At 34.7% G+C, this 19,268-nt stretch carries 19 protein-coding genes; 4 read left to right on the forward strand and 15 right to left on the reverse strand.

Going from position 1 to position 19,268, the window contains the following annotated elements:
- Positions 1-10: 10 nt before the first annotated feature.
- The 3 genes from FHR29_RS02355 to FHR29_RS02365 all read right to left on the reverse strand — a co-directional run bounded on the left by FHR29_RS02355 (position 11) and on the right by FHR29_RS02365 (position 2,773).
- Positions 11-1,210 carry a pyridoxal phosphate-dependent aminotransferase gene (locus FHR29_RS02355; protein WP_183912084.1) on the reverse strand — a complete coding sequence of 400 codons (1,200 nt, stop codon included), beginning with the start codon at positions 1,208-1,210 and terminating at the stop codon, positions 11-13.
- Positions 1,211-1,306: 96 nt separating this feature from the next.
- A complete protein-coding gene (locus FHR29_RS02360) occupies positions 1,307-1,681 on the reverse strand; it encodes a DUF1573 domain-containing protein (protein ID WP_021191797.1) in 375 nt (124 codons plus the stop codon).
- Between the two features lie 126 nt (positions 1,682-1,807).
- Positions 1,808-2,773, reverse strand: coding sequence for an SIS domain-containing protein (locus tag FHR29_RS02365; RefSeq protein ID WP_183912086.1), 966 nt, complete (start codon positions 2,771-2,773; stop codon positions 1,808-1,810).
- 99 nt (positions 2,774-2,872) lie between these two features.
- On the opposite strand from FHR29_RS02365, the gene recQ reads away from it, so the two are divergent.
- The 3 genes from recQ to FHR29_RS02380 all read left to right on the forward strand — a co-directional run bounded on the left by recQ (position 2,873) and on the right by FHR29_RS02380 (position 7,160).
- Entirely contained in the window at positions 2,873-5,062 is a 2,190-nt protein-coding gene (gene recQ, locus FHR29_RS02370) for a DNA helicase RecQ (RefSeq protein WP_132773128.1), read from the forward strand.
- Positions 5,063-5,077: 15 nt separating this feature from the next.
- Positions 5,078-5,893, forward strand: coding sequence for a 3-deoxy-8-phosphooctulonate synthase (gene kdsA / locus FHR29_RS02375; RefSeq protein WP_132773126.1), 816 nt, complete (start codon positions 5,078-5,080; stop codon positions 5,891-5,893).
- A gap of 175 nt (positions 5,894-6,068) precedes the next feature.
- The gene (locus tag FHR29_RS02380) at positions 6,069-7,160 is read left to right on the forward strand and encodes an SGNH/GDSL hydrolase family protein (protein ID WP_168126990.1); all 1,092 of its coding nucleotides are present in this window, start codon (positions 6,069-6,071) and stop codon (positions 7,158-7,160) included.
- Between the two features lie 189 nt (positions 7,161-7,349).
- Here the strand turns inward: FHR29_RS02380 and FHR29_RS02385 are convergent, their stop codons facing one another.
- Entirely contained in the window at positions 7,350-8,531 is a 1,182-nt protein-coding gene (locus FHR29_RS02385; RefSeq protein WP_183912088.1) for a TIGR03862 family flavoprotein, read from the reverse strand.
- A 275-nt stretch (positions 8,532-8,806) separates the two neighbouring features.
- Here FHR29_RS02385 and FHR29_RS02390 point away from each other — a divergent pair, with 275 nt between their 5' ends.
- The gene (locus FHR29_RS02390) at positions 8,807-9,028 is read left to right on the forward strand and encodes a hypothetical protein (RefSeq protein WP_132773120.1); all 222 of its coding nucleotides are present in this window, start codon (positions 8,807-8,809) and stop codon (positions 9,026-9,028) included.
- 62 nt (positions 9,029-9,090) lie between these two features.
- Here the strand turns inward: FHR29_RS02390 and FHR29_RS02395 are convergent, their stop codons facing one another.
- The 11 genes from FHR29_RS02395 to FHR29_RS02445 form a co-directional block, all read right to left on the reverse strand.
- Positions 9,091-10,413, reverse strand: coding sequence for a serine hydrolase (locus tag FHR29_RS02395; RefSeq protein ID WP_168126988.1), 1,323 nt, complete (start codon positions 10,411-10,413; stop codon positions 9,091-9,093).
- Positions 10,410-11,021: an HAAS signaling domain-containing protein gene (locus FHR29_RS02400; protein ID WP_132842237.1), complete on the reverse strand. Its 612-nt coding sequence runs from the start codon at positions 11,019-11,021 to the stop codon at positions 10,410-10,412. Before FHR29_RS02400 ends, FHR29_RS02395 begins: the two co-directional genes overlap by 4 nt.
- Before the next feature lies 1 nt (position 11,022).
- Positions 11,023-11,355 carry a PadR family transcriptional regulator gene (locus FHR29_RS02405; RefSeq protein ID WP_021187958.1) on the reverse strand — a complete coding sequence of 111 codons (333 nt, stop codon included), beginning with the start codon at positions 11,353-11,355 and terminating at the stop codon, positions 11,023-11,025.
- 267 nt (positions 11,356-11,622) lie between these two features.
- On the reverse strand, positions 11,623-12,264 hold the full coding sequence (locus FHR29_RS02410; protein WP_183912090.1) for a DNA alkylation repair protein: 642 nt from the start codon (positions 12,262-12,264) through the stop codon (positions 11,623-11,625).
- Between the two features lie 473 nt (positions 12,265-12,737).
- Positions 12,738-13,847, reverse strand: coding sequence for a hypothetical protein (locus tag FHR29_RS02415; RefSeq protein ID WP_183912092.1), 1,110 nt, complete (start codon positions 13,845-13,847; stop codon positions 12,738-12,740).
- A 171-nt stretch (positions 13,848-14,018) separates the two neighbouring features.
- Positions 14,019-14,543 carry a hypothetical protein gene (locus FHR29_RS02420; RefSeq protein ID WP_132773109.1) on the reverse strand — a complete coding sequence of 175 codons (525 nt, stop codon included), beginning with the start codon at positions 14,541-14,543 and terminating at the stop codon, positions 14,019-14,021.
- 455 nt (positions 14,544-14,998) lie between these two features.
- Positions 14,999-15,553, reverse strand: coding sequence for an RNA 2'-phosphotransferase (locus FHR29_RS02425; protein ID WP_132773107.1), 555 nt, complete (start codon positions 15,551-15,553; stop codon positions 14,999-15,001).
- A gap of 222 nt (positions 15,554-15,775) precedes the next feature.
- A complete protein-coding gene (locus FHR29_RS02430; RefSeq protein ID WP_132773105.1) occupies positions 15,776-16,459 on the reverse strand; it encodes an ankyrin repeat domain-containing protein in 684 nt (227 codons plus the stop codon).
- A gap of 196 nt (positions 16,460-16,655) precedes the next feature.
- Positions 16,656-16,970, reverse strand: a complete 315-nt coding sequence (locus FHR29_RS02435; RefSeq protein WP_132773103.1) for a hypothetical protein — start codon at positions 16,968-16,970, stop codon at positions 16,656-16,658.
- A gap of 300 nt (positions 16,971-17,270) precedes the next feature.
- Positions 17,271-18,146 (reverse strand): hypothetical protein, encoded by an 876-nt coding sequence (locus tag FHR29_RS02440; RefSeq protein ID WP_183912094.1) that lies wholly within the window; start codon positions 18,144-18,146, stop codon positions 17,271-17,273.
- Between the two features lie 246 nt (positions 18,147-18,392).
- Complete coding sequence (locus tag FHR29_RS02445; RefSeq protein WP_183912096.1) at positions 18,393-19,214, reverse strand: hypothetical protein; 822 nt, start codon at positions 19,212-19,214, stop codon at positions 18,393-18,395.
- Positions 19,215-19,268 lie beyond the last annotated feature (54 nt).

Consider the following 19,268-nt stretch of genomic DNA (forward strand, 5'->3'; position numbering starts at 1 on the left):
TACTCACTGATTAGTGTGTACGGCCTGGGTAAACTTCCAGTCCTTTTTCTAAGCAGATCAATGCTTTTTTTAGATCGTTCTGATTAAGAACGTATGCTAGTCGAACTTCGTTGATTCCGGCACCTGGAGTGCTGTAGAAGCCTGTTGCAGGAGCCATCATAACCGTTTCATTTTCGTATGCAAATTCTTCTAGCATCCATTGACAGAATTTATCTGCGTTATCGATCGGTAGTTTTGCTACAACGTAAAATGCGCCACCTGGATTAGGTGAAAATGCACCTTCAATTTTATTTAAGCCGTTGACTAAAGTATCACGACGTGCAGTATACTCTTCAGACACTGCCTCAAAATAACTATCTGGTGTATCTACAGCTGCTTCACCTGCAATTTGTCCTTCCAAAGAAGGGCTTAAACGCGCTTGTGCAAACTTTAGAGCGACTTGGTACAGTTCTTTATTCTTTGTGATTAAGCAACCTATTCTGGCACCACATGCTGAGTAACGTTTTGAAACGGTATCAAAAACAACAACATGTTGTTCCAATCCCTCCAGATGCATAGGTGAAATGAATTCACGCCCATCATAACAGAATTCGCGGTAGGCTTCATCAGAGAATAAGTATAAATCATATTTTAAACAAAGCTCACGCAATGCTTCTAGTTCTTCTCTAGAATACAAATAACCTGTAGGGTTGTTCGGATTACAGATCGCAATCGCTTTTGTTTTTTCAGTGATTACTTTTTCAAACTCCGCAATAGAAGGTAAAGCGAATCCATTGTCGATATAAGACATGATCGGTTTTACCACAATGTCTGATGAGCATGCGAAGCCGTTGTAATTGGCATAGAAAGGCTCAGGAATGATTACTTCTTCACCCGGGTTAAGACAAGCCTGCATCGCAATCATGATCGCTTCAGAGCCACCGTTTGTCACTAAAATATCAGTAGGTTCGATATTGTAGTTTAATTTATTGTAGTATGTCGTCAGTTTATTGCGGTAAGATGCTGTTCCTTCAGATGCCGTATAGGCCCAAACTTTGAAATCAATGTTTTTTAATGCATTGAGCATTACTTCTGGCGTTTCAATGTCCGGCTGTCCGATATTTAAGTGATAGATTTTTTTCCCTTCTTTTTTTGCTTGATCAGCGAAAGGTGTTAGTTTTCTAATTGGGGATGCGGGCATGTTATACCCTTTTTCTGATATTGATGGCATTATTTTATATAAATTAGCGAAGCAAATCTACTGAATTAAAACTAAAAAAGCCACTTTACTTGAAGTGGCTTTTCTTTAATTATGTACGCAAAGTAATTATTCTACAATTCCTTTGATGTATAAAGTTTTTACAGGTGTTTTTGTGTTCGATGTTACTGTAAAGCTTTTTGTAAAAGGTGCTTTTGAAGCAGCGTTGAAAGTAACTTTAATTGTTCCTGTGTCACCTGGTTTGATTGGTGTTTTTGTAAATTCTGCTACTGAACATCCACATGAAGGCTTAACATCAGAAATAATGATAGGCTCACTTCCTGCATTCGAAAATTTGAAACTGTATGATACTGGAGTTCCTTGTGCGATCTTTCCAAAATCATGTGTTTCTTTTTCAAATTTAAATTCGCTCTGACTTGTTTGCATTGCAGTAAATCCTACAAATGCAATAATAACAGTTAATACGGCTAAAAACTTTTTCATATCTTCTTCTTCTTAATTTGTTAACTATGCTCTTTGATAATGTCAAACAACGTACCAAAATAGAAATTTTAATACGTAATTGCCTTAGAAAAGAACGCGATAACAATAATATTACATTATGTATGACTAGATTATTCCTTCTTTTAATAAATCTTGAATATGTATGATGCCATCATACTTATTTCCTTGTAAAACAATTAATTGAGACACGTTATTCTGACGCATCATATGCAGCGCATTTACAGCAAGCTCTGATTTGTCGATCGTTTTAGGATGTGTCCCCATAATATCGCTCGCAGTTAATCCTGTAAGATCTTCATGATTTTCAAGCATACGGCGAATATCCCCATCGGTAATGATGCCCACAATCTTTTCATCTTGCAATACTGCAACAGCACCTAATCTGTTTTGTGTGATGGTCAGTATGATTTCTCTGATAGTGGCATTACTTGGGATTTTTGGTTTTTCATTTTGATCGGAGAGATCCGCTACTTTTAGGTATAATTTTTTACCTAGCGCACCTCCTGGATGGTATTTTGCAAAATCCTGATCTGAAAAATCGCGACATTCCTGTAGACATACCGCCAGTGCATCGCCCATTGCTAGCTGAGCAGTGGTACTTGAGGTAGGAGCAAGATTGTTAGGGCATGCTTCTTTTTCAACAGTGGTGTCCAGTACGAAATCCGCTTGTTCAGCCAGATAAGAATTGATATTTCCTACCAGAGCGACCAATGTATTTCCGGTCTGCTTCAAGAAAGGCACCAGGACTTTGATTTCAGGAGTTGTACCACTTTTTGAAATTGCGATGATTAAATCTTGGTTTTGAATGATCCCTAAATCACCATGAATGGCATCGGCTGCGTGCATGAAAATGGAGGGTGTTCCAGTCGAATTCATTGTCGCAACAATCTTTTGTGCGATAATAGCACTTTTTCCTATCCCAGTGACAATAACACGGCCTTGTAAGTTAATTATATGTTTAACCACGTTAACAAAGTCGTCGTCAATCCGTTGTGATAAATCAGCTACCGCTTTAGCTTCTTCTTGTATAGCTTGGATAGCTATATTTTTTATATCGATGTTGCTTTTCACAAAAAAAATATCTACTTTTATATTAAAGAATGAATACAAAAATAGGTTATTTTACAGATTTTTTGGTCATTTATCTATCTTATTTTTGCCCGAGGCTCGATGGAAATAGAAAAATCACTTTTCGACAATTTACAAGATTTTTTTGGTTTTGATACTTTTAAGGGGGATCAAGAAGCAATCATAACAAATGTACTACAGAGAAAGGACACATTTGTCATAATGCCTACTGGGGGTGGTAAATCCATCTGTTACCAGTTACCGGCATTGATGAGTGAGGGGACAGCGATTGTCATTTCACCGTTAATTGCCTTGATGAAAAACCAAGTTGATCAGCTTCGCGCATTTGGCGGAGAGGATAGTATTGCTCACTTTTTAAATTCTTCATTGAACAAAGGTGATATCATGCGTGTCAAACAGGATGTTACAGCAGGGAAAACAAAATTACTTTATGTAGCACCAGAATCGCTTTCGAAATTGGAGAATGTCGAGTTTCTGAAGCAGATTACGGTATCTTTTGTTGCTGTCGATGAAGCCCATTGTATCTCCGAATGGGGACATGACTTCCGTCCGGAATACCGCAAGATTCGTCAGGTTATCAATGGTATAGGTGAAAAAATACCCATTATTGCATTGACAGCTACAGCTACACCTAAGGTGCAGTCAGATATTCGTAAGAATCTTCAAATGAATGATGCTATGCTCTTTAAATCTTCATTTAACAGAGGTAACTTATTCTACGAAGTAAGGCCGAAGAAAAATGTCGTTAAAGAAATTGTTCGTTTTATAAAAGGACAGTCTGGTAAAACAGGTATCATCTATTGCTTGAGCCGTAAGAAGGTTGAAGAAATTAGTGAAGTTCTTAATATCAATGGAATCAAAGCACTTCCTTATCATGCTGGATTGGATGCGAAAACACGCGCCGATACACAGGATAAGTTTTTGATGGAAGATGTCGAAGTTATCGTAGCAACGATAGCATTCGGTATGGGTATTGATAAGCCCGATGTACGTTTTGTGATTCACCATGACATTCCAAAATCTATGGAAGGTTATTACCAAGAAACTGGTCGTGCTGGACGTGATGGTGGAGAAGGTCTATGTTTAGCTTTTTATTCGGAGAAAGACGTTGAGAAATTAACGAAATTCATGAAGGATAAGCCCGTTGCTGAAAGGGAAATCGGAACACAAATTTTAAAAGAAGTTATTGATTATTCAGAATCTGCAGTCTGTCGTCGTAAACAAATTCTACATTATTTTGGTGAGAATTTTGACGAAACCGGATGTAGTAATATGTGTGATAATTGTCGTGCTCAAAAAACTTATTTTGAAGCAGAACAATCGTTATTTGAAGTTCTTTCTTTTATTAAAGAACAAGGTGAAAACTTTGACGATCTACACGTGATCAATGTCATGGTGGGTCAGAATAATCAACCTGTTTCTGCTTATAAACATGATGAGCATCCTTTGTTCGGAAAAGGTAAAGATAAAGGAGTAGTGTATTGGGAATCATTGGTTCGTCAAGCGGTGCTCAATAACTTTCTAGCAAAGGATATTGATCATTATGGCTTATTAAAGATGACGGACATTGGTCGTCATTACCTGGAAAATCCGTATGCACTGAAATTTGTGATGAACCGTCCTTTGGATTTTTCAGATGATTCATCATCTGAAGATGCTGGACATTCAACAGGCGCTTTAGATACGGAGCTATTGAAAATGCTGAAAGATCTTCGTAAAAAGATTGCGAAATCAAAGTCACTTCCTCCGTTTGTTATTTTTCAAGATCCATCATTGGATGAAATGTGTACGCATTATCCCGTCTCATTGGACGAACTGAAACAGATACAGGGTGTCGGTAACGGCAAAGCGGTTAAATTTGGCGCTCAGTTTGTAGAATTGATCAAGGCGTATGTCGAAGAAAATGATATTGATCGTCCGGTAGATTTAGTTATAAAAGGTACAGCAAATAAATCAGCGCTTAAGGTCGCGATTATTCAAAATATAGACCGTAAAATTGGTTTAGATGATATCGCAGCCGCAAAAGGAATTAGCTATGAAGAATTGTTGAAAGAAGTTGAAACAATTGTAAATGCTGGTACCAAACTTAATATCGGATATTTCGTTGATGAGATGATCGATCAAGATCGTCAAGATGAAGTCTACGATTATTTTAAGCAAGCAGATTCGGATTCTATTGATGAAGCTTTAAAAGATTTAGGTGGAGATGATTATTCGTATGAAGATATTCAACTGATGCGAATAAAGTTCATGTCTGAATTAGGGAATTAGAAACGCATATATTAAATGATAAATACAGTACTACCTCAAATTAAAAATGGAGATTCGACGAATTTCTTTTTAATGGCAGGACCATGTGCGATAGAGGGAGAAGAAATCGCTTTAAGAATCGCAGAGAAAATCGTAACCATTACAGACCGCTTAAATATTCCTTATATATTTAAAGGATCTTACCGTAAAGCAAATCGTTCGCGTGTTGATTCTTTTACAGGAATAGGTGATGAGAAAGCTTTGCGTATTTTAGAGAAGGTTGGTAAAACATTTGGTGTACCCACTGTAACAGATATTCATGAAAGTCATGAAGCAGCTTTAGCTGCAGCATATGTTGATGTTCTACAGATTCCAGCTTTTTTATGCCGCCAAACAGAATTGCTTGTTGCAGCAGCGCAGACTGGAAAGGTAGTAAACATTAAAAAAGGACAATTTTTAAATGCAGCTTCGATGAAGTTTGCTGTTGATAAAGTTATTGACTCGGGCAATAAGAACGTGTTATTAACAGATCGCGGTAATACATTTGGTTACCAGGATTTAATTGTTGATTTCAGAGGAATTCCAGAGATGAGAGGTTTTGGTGTACCGACTATTATGGACTGTACACACTCTTTGCAACAGCCAAATCAAACTTCTGGCGTAACGGGTGGTAAACCTGAATTGATAGAAACGATCGCAAAAGCTGCAATAGCAGTTGGAGCTGATGGTTTATTTATTGAGACTCATCCAAATCCAGCACAAGCAAAATCTGATGGCGCTAATATGCTACATTTAGATTACTTAGAAGACTTAATGGAAAAGTTAGTTCGTGTAAGACAAGCTATTCTTTAATTAAAGAGCTTTTATCATAAAGAAAAGTCATCGTTCTAAACGATGACTTTTTTTTATGCACTTATTTCTTGTTGCCTCGATGAATTCTTTATGGCAACTAAAGTAATTCGAATGATACAAAAGAATTATTTCTATTTATCCTGATAATTGGTAGATTTGGTTTTCAATCTAAATTATGAAATTAAACTTAGTTTTATCTTTTGCCAGTCTATTTGTTGCTTTTAGTTCATTTGCTCAACAATCGATCAACTGGAATGATCCGCTTAAAAATAAGGTGATTCAAGGACGTATTCATACGGAAGAATTATCGAATTATTACCGTTTGCCCGAGAGCCTGAAAAGTCAGGTGCGATCTCCTGTATGGAGCTTAGGTACCAATAGTGCCGGTTTGTATGTTGACTTTCAGACCGATGCGGAAGCCATTAAAGTACGCTATAAAGTAAGCGGATCTTTAAATATGCCACATATGCCTACGATTGGTGTTAGTGGTGTCGATTTATATGCGCAAGATGATAGGGGTAATTGGAACTGGGCATTTGGTAACTATAATTTTGCTGATACGGTAACCTATAATTACAAAGCATTAGGCAAAAATTCAAATTTTACGTATCGCTTATACCTGCCTTTATACAATACAGTGGAATGGTTGGAAATAGGAGTAGGGTCTGATAAGAGTTTTAAATTTGTTGTTCAAGAAGGTAAGCCAGTTGTTGTTTACGGAACTTCAATCGCTCAAGGCGCATGTGCTACTAGACCTGGATTAGCCTGGAGTAATATGCTAGGTAGAGCTATTAAAAACCCAGTCATCAATGTTGCCTTTTCGGGTAATGGTCGTTTAGAACAACCTATTATCGATCATATAAACCAAGTGGATGCTGCTGTTTTTATATTGGACTGTATTCCAAATCTAGCTTTAACGAAAGATAGAACTGCACAGCAACTGGATTCTTTACTGTCTAATGCAGTTACCGAAATTCGAAAAAAACATCCGAAGACACCGATTATTGTTACCGAGCATAGCTCAGGATTTAATAACGCCATCTTCAATTTAGATATTAACGAAGAATATAAAAAGAGCAGTGCTGTCGCTAACCAATTTGTAAATCGTATTAAGCAATCTGGAGATAAAAATCTCTATCTATTAACAAATAGGGAAATTGGTTTAGATATTAATTCAACCGTAGATTCTGCTCATCCAAATGATATTGGAATGAAAAAAATAGCCGATGCTTATCAAAAATTGATCAATAAAATTGTTAAAAAGTAAACGTAGTTTTATTGCGACCAAATGGGCCATTATCATGATTCATTAAGCGTCCAATTGCTAGCATTAGATGCTTAATTACAGTTTGTGTTATAGCTGTAATTAAGCATTTTTTATGTGCTTCAAGTTAGAAGCCTATTCATAGAAGGGACTTGGAGCATAAGTTCGTCCTCCTTGCGATAATCAAAACCCTTAAATTGTTAAAGGGTGATTTTTACTGATCGATGTAGCAACCCAAACACCTGTACTAAAACAAGCTTGTAGCAGATATCCGCCTGTTGGTGCTTCCCAGTCTACCATTTCGCCGGCACAGTATACCAAAGGAAATTTATGTAATGAAAGGTCTTTATTCAGTTCATTAAAGGGTATACCTCCAGCCGTAGAGATCACCTCATCTAAGGGTCTTAATCCTGATACTTGGATAGGGTAGTTTTTAATATGCTGTCCTAGTGCTATTGGATCTGTGAATGTTTGTTTATCCAATTTCTTTAATAGCGCAACTGCAGTGGATGAAAGTTTAAGTTTGTTTTTTAATAGTGAACTTATATTTCCGCCAGATTGCATCTGCTTTAAAATTGCATCTAATGACACATTGGGCTTGAGATCAATATGAAGTGTGATCGGGAATTCGTATGGTCTGCTGTAGCGGTTCATATAATAGAGCGGACTCCCTTCTATTCCATAGGTTGTAAATACAATTTCTCCTAATTTACTCGTGCCGTTAAATGCAACCTGAATGTTTTTTAATACCTGTCCCTCTAGATCGCTCAGGTCATTGGTCGTATTATATCCCGAATTGGCAGCTTGTAAAGGGGTAATGTTTATCTTTTTATTTGTCAGAATCGGAATCCATGAAGCATCTGATCCTGTTTTTTTCCATGAACCACCACCTAGTGCCAAGATGAGCTGACGATAACTTTTGCGCACAACTTCTTTGTTGTGCAGCAATGTGACAGAATTTACATCAAAATCCACGAAACTGTACTCATAGTTAATGAGGACTCCCAGTTGGTTAAGATGATCTAGCCATGCTTGTAAAACTTGGATGGGTTTTATATGTTTTTCGGGAAATATTTTTCCAGAACTGCCAACATATGTCGGAATTCCGATTGATGAAAGCCATTCCACAGTAGCATTATTATCAAAATGGCGTACGATCTTTTGGATTTCCGCGGCATCATATTGAGTAACGAAGTTTTCTATTTGCTCACTATGCGTTAGGTTAAATCCGCCATGACCAGCGACTAAGAATTTTCTGGCCGCAGCTTTATTTTTTTCATAGATGTGTACCTGATAACCTCTTGTTGCCAGTTGTTGCGCAGCCATCAGTCCAGCTGGACCAGCACCAATGATGATAATAGGATCTTCGTTCATGATCTGCAAAAATAGGCATTTACGACTAGGAATAAACTAAATTGAACCGGAAATATAAATACGGGCCTATATAGTGTGGATGTTTACCGCAAATCTATGATCATCTGTTATGATAGTAGGATTTTCTATTTTGAAATTTAGCTGTTGTTTAGTAGGACAATACCATAGCTAGTAATAAAGCTTTCGTGTCAATTTTTTCCAAGAGAATAGGCGGGAATTATGAATTGGAATAAGAATTTGATTTTTGTATATTTAGTTAAAAAATATATCTTCATATGGCTAAATCAATTAAACTAACTCAAAGGGTTAAAAAAGGTGATGAAGTAGTAGAAAGACCCATCTTTTTTATAGCCGAAAACATTGTTCATTTTGTTCAAAATGAATATCAGGGAAGGACCTTGACTACTATATTTTGTATTGTTTCGTCAACGCACGGAACGACGTCTTTTGATGTTATTGAAACGGCAGAAGAGGTTGATAGATTGATCAATTTGTAATAACTGAAAAACCCGACCTATTGTCGGGTTTTTATTATTCAGGATGTCCTCTGGATAGAAACTTATTTTTCTTTATTAAAGATGTATTGTCCACCACCTTGTTTAAGAATCATTACGTTCTCTGCAGGTTTAAATTCGAGTACAATTCCAGCCTTATCAAATTTGAATATATTTTCCGCAGTACATTCAAGTTGCATGGATGCTTGTCCGTCAGCTTGCGCAGTTAAATTTTTGCCATCATTGGTTATTGTTATTTTTATGGGTATTTGAGCGGATGCATAAACTCCGTTATACTTTGCCAGTTCCTCAGCATTTATTTGATATGTTGAAAATTCGGGAATTTCAAAAGGTTTACCGAATATGGCATTCAAAACAGTCACAGCTACTTCATTATTGTTATAATTGGAACCGTTTGAAGTCAGTGCAAAAGATATGTGATCGCTCGGAAAGTAAGAAAATACTGCGGTGAACTTATCTATTCCGCCACGATGACCAAATCCTTGCTTGTCGTAAAAAGGTTGTTTAAAAAGTCCCAGACCATGTCCATCTTGGATGTTTTCCATTAATGCCAGACTTTCGGCTTTTAATATCTTTCCTGAAAAAAGGGCGTCGCTAAATTTTATCAGATCAAGCGGATTAGAAACGATTCCTCCAGCTCCTAAAGGAATTGATGTGTCGGTTTCTTTGGCAACTTTCCAGTTATCTTCAAAGGTATATGATTTTGCCTCATTATTTGAAGTATTAATTGAACCTCCAAAATAAGTATTTTTAAGCGAGAATGGATCAGTAATACATTTTTTCAAAAGTGTTGCATAGGACGTTTTGTAAATTTTCTCAAGAATATAAGTTAATAGTACATAGTTTGAATTGCTATATTCCGATTTTGTATCAGGTTGAAAGTCCGAACCTCCCTTTTCAATAAATGCCATCATTTCCTTTTCGCTTTTGGGAGTATAGCACCAGTTGATGTAATTTTCATCATCCGTAAAGTCATGGACACCACTTCTATGGCTAAGCAAATGACCAATTGTTATGGCAGATGCGTTTGTTAAGGAAGGAAAGAATTTATCAATATGTTGAGCGAGGTCCAGTTTTTTTTCCTCAACTGCTTTCATGATCAGTACTGCAGTAAACGTTTTAGAGATTGAACCGATTCTATATTTGGTATTAGCATTAGATCTGGTATTATTTTCATAATTGGAATAACCTATGGATCTACTGTAGATAATTTTTTCATTTTTCGACACTGCAACAGTTCCCATAAATTTATTAGCTTTCTCCAAGGAGCTGAAATACAAATCGAGTTTGTTCGTGTCAAATTGTTGCGCATTTGTCAATGTCGAAACAAAAAAACAGGATAATAAGAAGAGATATTTTTTAATCATAACGGTTTGTGGTTTATATTTTTTTTCAATTTTAACAGTAAGGTTAATAGTATATATAATGTGATCGAGGCTACAACCATTAAAGGGATAAACCAATTTCCTAAGCGCTCATATTGAAGATAACTGACACCATCTGAATTATTATATTGCCCGAGTATAAAGATGTCCTTTGCACGATAAAAGAGTCCCACGTGATCCGGGTCGATCAGTTTAGCAATGATTAAAAAAAGAAATCCAAATAAAAATAGATATAGTATTGCAAATATTATATAGGAAATTCCGTTGCTAATATTTAATGTTAAAGCTTTCACTATTTCGAGAGGATTGAAAGTACGTGTTGCTTCCTCCAGTTTCTTATTTGCTACCAGAGGTTTTAGAAATTCTTCCGGTTGTCCGAGTTTTTCTAAAATATCTAATAAATGTTCCACTTCGTCCCGACCATTGGGATTATCTGAAAAGCCTTCGAAAAGATGACTGTTTATCTCCAGTAAAATTTCCTGTTGATTTTGTTCATTTAATACCTTAACAGTATTTCGGACACGTTTAAGGTAATCTCGGTATATCCGTGTACAATTCCTGTTTTCAAATTCTATTTCTTTAAACTTCATATTAGATTGAATTGATGGTGTCGTTTAATGTGATCCAGTATTTTTTCATCTCTTCGGCTGTTTCCTGACCTAAACTTGTGATGTTGTAATATTTTCTGGGAATTCCTGAATTCTGTTCTACCCATTTATAGTCAACAAGTTTTTCATCTTTAAGTCTGTTCATCAACGGATATAATGTGCCCTCCGCGATTTCAATGGCCGTCCTTTTTTTTATTTCGTTAATTAGATCATAGCCATAATATTCACGCTTATCCATTAAGATCCTTAAAACAACAAAAGATAAGGTTCCCTTTTTGAGCTGTGAAGTCCATTTATTTACAAAGTCATTATCCATGGAGCTAAGCTAAAGAAAATACATAGTATAACAAAGTACTTGGTTTAAAATTGTTTATTTTTTTGAATTGATATTTGATGTAGGATTTATAGGTAAACTATTTTTGAGGTAACCAGTATACGATATCTGCAGCGATATGGAGGGATTCAATAGTTGATTTTAGTCGTAAGCACTAAAAATAGCAATAGCGTTACGATAGGAGATTATTAGTGATCCTATCATAACGCATTGAATTGATCTATTGTTGATTAGAAATTGTTAACTGGATTATAAATTTCGTTTGTTGCTTTCTATAGCAATGAATTCTGGTAAATAATTTGGTGTACAGCCTTTTGATACCATATCACCTTTATAGAGGCCTGTTTTTTCTCCGATTGCAATACACCGGTCTCGGTATTGTTTTTCATAAACGCCAATCCATCCTGCTAGGAAATTCATTGCCCATTGTACTTCTGGCTCTTCTCTGGCAATTTTGGCTTCTATTTCATTTAATAATTCTAGTGAATTAGGAGGAGGTATTTGTCCTGTCCATCTTAAACGGGCTTGGTAGTACCAGAATATCCGCCTTTGTAGCGGTGATACACTATTTTGCCAGGATTCAATAAGTGCAATCGTTTTTTTGTCTTTGGTCAGTTGGTTTGCCATAAGCCAATCCATAAGCTGATTCCGTTCTTCGGGTGGATGCATAAGCATATCCTGATCGAGCTGATTGACGGTGTCTTGTGAAATGCGCTTATTATCCATAATCAGAATGGCCAATAGCCTTGCTAAAAAATCAGGTGTAGACCATAACTCCAGTGCTAATTCGTGATCTTTTTTGATCTCCTTCGCAATTTTTCTTAAGTCTCCGAGCTTAGTTGTTGTGCTGATCTGACTTAGAATATGCGCTGTTTTTGACGAAAGTTTCATGACAATTCTTTTTAATATTGAATACCTAGAAATTCAACGTTAAGTTATCAAAAACTATTTACTCTTTTTTAACGAATTCCTTGACAATAATTATGGATTCTTACCAATTTGTAGTGCAATAGGGTATTAAGCTATTTCATTGTTTATGTGCTTTCTTAAAACTTACGTTTACAAAACGTCCATAAACAACAAAACTTTGGCTACGGATTCCTGATCAATCCTTTTTATAATCAAGGACATCGGTTGATTGCTCATGATGGAGGCTTTTTTGGAGCTAAAGGTGGGTCGTGGAAATACGAAAAAACTATTTAAATGAGCCCAAAGGGAATAGTTGAACAATTCACAAAGTAGTTCATTTTATCGAGACCCTAGATGACCAAATTTAAAGGTCTCGTTAGGTCTCTTCAAAGATGAGAAGTATTGAAAAAAAACGATAGGTGTATAAAAGGCAAATCTTGTTGGTCGATCGTTTTTTATTTTTTTATTTCAACAAAAATAGATTGTGCATATCCGTTTTTTGTACCATCAGTTAGGTTTTTAGCAACCCCGTTTATCCATAATTTCGCCACATCTCTGTCGTTATCATTTTTTTCATATCCTCCGATGTAAATATTATTGTTGTTTACAAAAACTGAATTAGCAACAGCGTGATGTTTTCCATCTGTAATGGATTGTACTTTTCCATTTATCCATAATCTCGCCACTTCAACACCATTAATATTTTCACTACCAACTATATATGTATTATTGTTCCAAATATATATGGATCTTGCATATGAATCATTTAGGCCATCAGACAAATTTTGAGATTTTCCATTTTTCCATAATTTGGCTATATATTTATCATTTTCTATTTCATATCCCACAACATAAATGGTACCATTTTCAACAAATAACGAGAGCGCATAAGCATCATTTAATCCATTACTAAGATTTTGTGGTTTTCCGTTTTTCCAGATTTTAGCTACGCTATTATTTCTGTAATGTTTACTTTTATTTCCGGTTTGTTCGTGTCCACATATATATTCATCTCCTTTATATACAAAAATCGAAGCATCATCTGTTGGGTTTTCTCCATTTGTTATATCAGTATAAACACCATTCTTCCATACTTTAATCATATAATTTTTTGTATTATACTGAGCACCAAGAATATAAATATTGTTCTTATCTATAAACAAAGAACTGGTATGAGCAGCAGTTTTACCGTTTGTTAATTTTTGTATTTTTCCATTTTTCCAAATAGTTGCAACGTATTCATTATCAAGTATAATTGATCCTACAATATAAACATCATTGTTGTTTACAAATACGGATTTAGCATCTGAATATAGTTCACTGTTTTCTAAGTGAATGTCTTTACCATTTTTCCATAGTTTTGCTACGTGTTTCATGCCTACCTCGTCTGCAATTTCTTCTATTGAAGATTCAAACTTGCTATCATTGTATTCGTACCCTACAACATATATATCAACATCATTTAAAGTTTTACTTGTATCAGTTGATATTTTGCTTGTTTTACAAGATATTAATAAACTTACAATTGAAATAGTGAATGATAATTTTATAAAAGACGAATTCATTTTACCTTATTTTTAGCTTTTATTATTTTATTTATTGAAATGTCGCCCAATGTCTTACAGCTTGTCGATTGTGGAGAATTGTACGCAATTCCGCTCAAATTATTACTGAAGATTACTAGAATTACTCATGCTGAAATTTAGCAGTTGAGCTCCACTATAGTTAAAGCGATGTTAGCAATTTTTTTTATTTATTTGCTTCTTAACAGTATTATAAATTTCATTTTTGTCTGACTTAGACAAGACATTTAGCGCGGTCAATATTTTTCGTCCTGACCTTGTTTCTATTTCCAAATAGTTTCCTTTCCAGAAATCTTCTACATAATATATATTAGTAATTTTTGAATAATGTAAAAGTGTAAATGGATTTAGGTCAAAAGATAATCTTTCAAGTTTATTGCCTCCTGTAATTTCTTTAAAATATAATCCCTTGTCATCAGTTTTTGCTCTAATGATTTTACTTCTATATTTTATAGTAATATATCCAAAAAAGATGAAGCCAGCTCTGAAAAGCAATAACAATATAGAGACAATAAAATGCATTATACCTCTGAAATCAATAATCATGCTTTGAAAGTTATTCCAAAATGACCTTTTTATATCAAACCCAATAAATGTTGTGGCAATGCCCATAATTATAAAAATTACTCCTATAGTTATGGACCTAAAATTAGATAAATAATAACTTTTCACTTCCATTTATTATCTTTTTCCCTTCTATGGTGTTTTTCTTAAAATTACCTCTAACTCAAAAATTGATGCAATGCATATTTTGTTTTATTAGACTTATTTTAGTTATCAATATACCGTAAATTCATGAAATATCTAAAATCCAACATCAATATAACGACGTTAGTGTATCAAAAGTGTTGATGAAATTTACAACGCTTACAAACCCTAGCTTTATAATTAAAACGAGTAGGAGGACTGTTGTTATTTGCACGGGATTGTTTTTAAGCTGACGCTAAACGTTCCGGTGCTTTACGTAATGGCGGATTTCGGAGCCGAAACTTTCAACTCAAATACAAATTTCTACCAAAGCACAAAACTTGAAGTATGTACATTCCGCTCACTATTGTCATCTGCGATGTAATCATTAAAACAAAAAAAGACAAGATGTGATACCCCATTGCTTGTTACCAACTTTTATTATTTTATTCGTCATTCGACTTTAGATATCTTGCAGGTACATGGTCAGTCAGCCAAACACCATTGGCCGAAATGAAAAACTGAAAATTGTCGGTGTACATTATTTCAGCAAGGACTTTAACTACAACAGGCTTTCCGTGTCTTCGTCCAACCTTAATTGCTGTTTCAATGTCGCTACTCAAATGAACGTGCTGTCTGCTCCGCTTTTCAAGTCCTTTGTCAATTATTGATTGTACTGATTTTTCGCTTGTTCCATGATATAGAATTTCAGGTGGTTTTTGGCTCTCGTAGCCTAATTCAATTTCTATTGAATGTCCTTGACTTGCTCTTATTTTGTCAAGCGTTTCATTAAAAGCAAATCTCTTTTTTGGATTTGTCGCAACAATATAGTTAAGTGTATCTCGGTCGAAACTTATACCATTTTCGTTTGCCTTTTCAATTAATTCTTTAACGTCGGTCCAACCATTTTGGTCAAGTTGAATACCAATTGTTTTAGGTTGGTGTCTTAGTACCAAACTTAAAAACTTGCTTATATGTGTCAGTTGTTTATCGCTTGTCATATTATTTTGTATAGATGAGGAAATACTCTTTCAATTTTATTTCTGTCAGTTAAGTCTATTAGCTCCAAACTGTTCCAATCAATTAACACCAATTTACAACTTTCGCCTGATTCATAAAGTGCATCTGAAAATTTAATGAAATGGTCATTTGTTATTTTGCAGATTCGCGATACGCTTGCGACTAATGGTTCGGCAAGACCCTTGTCATGTGAAGGCATAATTTCATTCGAAAATTTGGTCAATTAAATTTTTGTAACTTTCATAAACCGTATTTCCTCTTTCGCTAACACTTGGTAAATCAAAGTCAGTAATTTTCGTTATCTTGAATAGCTCAAATATCGGATGTAAATCATCTAATGTTTCTTTAACAAGTGGTCTTTTATTGTCAAAATGATAATTTGCAATGCAATTACATATAAATTCGCTAGCACTTATTTGATAATTACTAGTTGAATTAGATGAATGAATGTCAGCACCTTTTTCTATTAGTAATTTCATAATTTCAAATGCCTCTCGATATTTTTTTGTCGGTTCACTTTTAACCGTCCATTGGTCTTTTTTGAATAATCCTAAAAAGCCAGAATTATTTTGAGGACTATATTTAGGAATGTAAATTTCATCTCTTGAATTGGCAATAACTGCTTCAATTGCAAAATGTAAGGCCGGTTTTCTCCAATCTTCATCTTCAATTTCTGTTTCCATAAATTTTACATCAGCTCCACGTTCAATGAGCAGTTTAGCTATGTCAAAGTTTTCAGTTTTAATTGCAGTCTGTAAAGGAATTTCTCCATCATCGCGTTTAGATATTCCTTTTGCAATACAATTTACTAATTCCGGATTTTTGTCGAGAATTTTAGAAATTTCGTTAATTTCTTTTTTCCTTATTGTACTAAATAATTTTTTCATCTTTCAGTCTATGGATTATGCTTGAAAATACTTGCACATAACGTTTCGGGGCTTTGCGATGGTGGGGTAATCGAAGCACAATCTTCAGTTTTATACAAAAGTTGAACCGAAGAACTGCCGTTGAACTCTGCAGTTTCGCCCCAATATTGCAAAACTCTTGTTACCTGCTGTGCTAATTTGCTATCATATTTTCTGTTTATTTGGGACTAGGAAAATAAAAACTAACCAAACTAGTTGTATGACAATCAAAACAAAAGCAACTAATTGAGTTTGAAAAGCGATGTTTTGCAATGTTTTTTTCATTTTTGCGATTTTGGTCTATTTGATTTTTCAGAAGTTCTTTCTCATAATTGTTAATGTCAGTTCTTTCACTTACTTTATGTTTTGCATCCATTACATACCAATCAGTTTTGTTAGATGAGATGTCAACATATTTGACATAATTAATAATTATCCATCCGCAAATTAGAATGGTAATTAAGTATAATGCTATGGCAATTTTTTTCTTCATCTATTTATTGTTCACAATATCTAGCTATGCAACCTTTTGTAAGGTTCTTTACATACAATCTTCGTTCTCCGTAATGATAGGTTATAGTATCAATAATGCCAATTAGTGAATCTTTGTGATGCCAATTTATATAAATGCTATCATTCTTTTTATGCAAATAATCTTTTCTAAAATCCAATACATCAGCGACACTGCAATCATCTCCACACGATTTCCATACCGACTTTTCAAGGTTGTTTTTGTCTTTACTGTTACAAGAATTCAATATTATAGTGCAAGTGAGCACGGTAAATAGTTTTTTCATTTGTTTTTATTTTCTCGTACTTCCGATACGCCAGAATATGGTGGCTCATTATTGATAAGTTTCCCTGCTTTGTCGTAGCTTAAAGTGCGTATTTCTCCGTTGAGCTTTTTTTCTACAGCCTTTTTTTGGAAAACACCATTTTGATAGTATTCTCTTACTTCATTTTTTTCTTCGTCTTGGTAAGAACGTGTATTTAATTTCCCTTTATTGTAATAGTTATTGTATCTGATATTATTTTTGGTGTATTGTTTGTTGTGTAAGTTGCCGTCTTCATTATAGGTTTCATAGATATTTTGTCCTTGTTTCTTTTTTTTATTACCGTTGGGATAGAACTCTGTATAAGTTTCTGTAACCCTGTCTGATATATAAGATAAAGTGCCGTTTTCATAATACTTCTTTGATATTCCTCTGCCATAGTATTTGTTTTTGTCTAAAGACATCCATCCTTCAGATTTAAACGTTTGCTTTTCGTCGGGATAATATTCCTTGTAGTAGGCTCTTTCATCATCCCTATGTCCTGTCTGGCATAGAAGGCTGTCAATATATATCGTGAATTCTTTTACCATAGAATTCTCAATCTTGTATTGGGTTACTTTCTCTTTCTTATGATTATTTGTAACGAAAACCAATCCGTAAATCAGACCTTTTTTTATGGAAATATCAATCGTTTGCTCGTTATTCTTAAAAGCGTAATTCCCATCATTTAGTAATACTTTTCTATCGTTCCCGCTGTCGGACACTGTTACTTTTTGCATGAACACCTTATCAGTTTCTGTATTCCCAAGATTTACTTTCAATGTGTCTTGCCCCTTTTGTGCAAAAGCAAGAAAGCAGGTGAAAAGTAGTGTTGTGAGCGAGAGTAGTTTTTTCATTTTAGTAATTTTCATTCCTTTGTCTGTCCATTGTTGGCCGTATTTGTTTAGGTTGTGTCAACCTATTTTCATACGGGAGGTTGAGAAGCATTGCAGGTAACGTTGAAGCATTGGCGATGGTGGGGCAATCGAAGCACAAATCTTCAATTTTGCACAAAAGTTCAATTGAAGAACTGAACTTGAATTTAGCAGTTTCGCCCCACTATTGCAAAGAACCCTTGTTGTGCGATTGTGCTTTTTAGTCTATCAAGAATACTCTATTTTTTCCATAGCAGACAGAAAATCCAATCGAAATTTCGTAGCGTCAAAATTTCCAAACTTCTTTTGTTTGTCAACTAAAACTTGTGTTGAATTATATAACAATTCAAATACATAGTCGCAAATTTCTTTATCCGTTGATAATTCTTTCAATCTTTCGTAATCTGGATGAATACTATAATGACCAACATTATATGTAAAGAAGTCCGTGTATGAGGAAGGCTGACTAACTCTTTTCTGATAACGAAATGGATGAGATTTGTGATGTGCTACCAACTCCAAATCTATCCAAAGATATTCCATAATACCTCCATAATCATTATTTAGTTCTTTTTCAAAGTGCTCAAAATATTTGTCAATGGCTTTAGCTACTTTAGTGGTATTTTTATCCATAATATTCGCAAAAAATTCCATTTTCAAACGATGTCCGTTAGGTCTTGAACGACTTTCGGGAAATTCTCTGATAATACCACTTTTAAATGTGCCATATGAATTAAAGAACATCATTTTCGTAAATGATTTATCTATAATGCCAATTTCCTTTTTATGTAGAATTTTTGCGATTTCTGTGACAGCTTCTGATTTAGAAACCAAAGAACTTTTATTTGAAGAAATGCACAAATAGATATCCCCATCATTAAAAGTCTCTTCGATTTTTTGACTTACAAATTCGGATTTAAAATCTTCATTTATACCACTGTAAAACCATTTTACATCTCCTTCGCTTTGGGCTAACTCTCCATTTTCATTTAGCCAATTCGTTAAGTCACATTTACTGTGAAAAAATCTAAATAATTGTTTTGTATCCATTGATTTAAATTTTGGTTGTCTGCGTGTTATCGGTTTAGCATATCGCACAACGAT

The sequence above is a fragment of the Sphingobacterium sp. JUb56 genome (genome assembly GCF_014191365.1).
GTDB lineage: Bacteria > Bacteroidota > Bacteroidia > Sphingobacteriales > Sphingobacteriaceae > Sphingobacterium > Sphingobacterium anhuiense.

Coding starts and splice junctions, on each gene's coding strand:
- FHR29_RS02355 (WP_183912084.1), bottom strand. CDS start 1,210: ATGCCATCAATATCAGAAAAAGGGTATAACATGCCCGCATCCCCAATT.
- FHR29_RS02360 (WP_021191797.1), bottom strand. CDS start 1,681: ATGAAAAAGTTTTTAGCCGTATTAACTGTTATTATTGCATTTGTAGGA.
- recQ (WP_132773128.1), top strand. CDS start 2,873: ATGGAAATAGAAAAATCACTTTTCGACAATTTACAAGATTTTTTTGGT.
- kdsA (WP_132773126.1), top strand. CDS start 5,078: ATGATAAATACAGTACTACCTCAAATTAAAAATGGAGATTCGACGAAT.
- FHR29_RS02380 (WP_168126990.1), top strand. CDS start 6,069: ATGAAATTAAACTTAGTTTTATCTTTTGCCAGTCTATTTGTTGCTTTT.
- FHR29_RS02385 (WP_183912088.1), bottom strand. CDS start 8,531: ATGAACGAAGATCCTATTATCATCATTGGTGCTGGTCCAGCTGGACTG.
- FHR29_RS02390 (WP_132773120.1), top strand. CDS start 8,807: ATGGCTAAATCAATTAAACTAACTCAAAGGGTTAAAAAAGGTGATGAA.
- FHR29_RS02395 (WP_168126988.1), bottom strand. CDS start 10,413: ATGATTAAAAAATATCTCTTCTTATTATCCTGTTTTTTTGTTTCGACA.
- FHR29_RS02400 (WP_132842237.1), bottom strand. CDS start 11,021: ATGAAGTTTAAAGAAATAGAATTTGAAAACAGGAATTGTACACGGATA.
- FHR29_RS02405 (WP_021187958.1), bottom strand. CDS start 11,355: ATGGATAATGACTTTGTAAATAAATGGACTTCACAGCTCAAAAAGGGA.
- FHR29_RS02410 (WP_183912090.1), bottom strand. CDS start 12,264: ATGAAACTTTCGTCAAAAACAGCGCATATTCTAAGTCAGATCAGCACA.
- FHR29_RS02415 (WP_183912092.1), bottom strand. CDS start 13,847: ATGAATTCGTCTTTTATAAAATTATCATTCACTATTTCAATTGTAAGT.
- FHR29_RS02420 (WP_132773109.1), bottom strand. CDS start 14,543: ATGGAAGTGAAAAGTTATTATTTATCTAATTTTAGGTCCATAACTATA.
- FHR29_RS02425 (WP_132773107.1), bottom strand. CDS start 15,553: ATGACAAGCGATAAACAACTGACACATATAAGCAAGTTTTTAAGTTTG.
- FHR29_RS02430 (WP_132773105.1), bottom strand. CDS start 16,459: ATGAAAAAATTATTTAGTACAATAAGGAAAAAAGAAATTAACGAAATT.
- FHR29_RS02435 (WP_132773103.1), bottom strand. CDS start 16,970: ATGAAGAAAAAAATTGCCATAGCATTATACTTAATTACCATTCTAATT.
- FHR29_RS02440 (WP_183912094.1), bottom strand. CDS start 18,146: ATGAAAAAACTACTCTCGCTCACAACACTACTTTTCACCTGCTTTCTT.
- FHR29_RS02445 (WP_183912096.1), bottom strand. CDS start 19,214: ATGGATACAAAACAATTATTTAGATTTTTTCACAGTAAATGTGACTTA.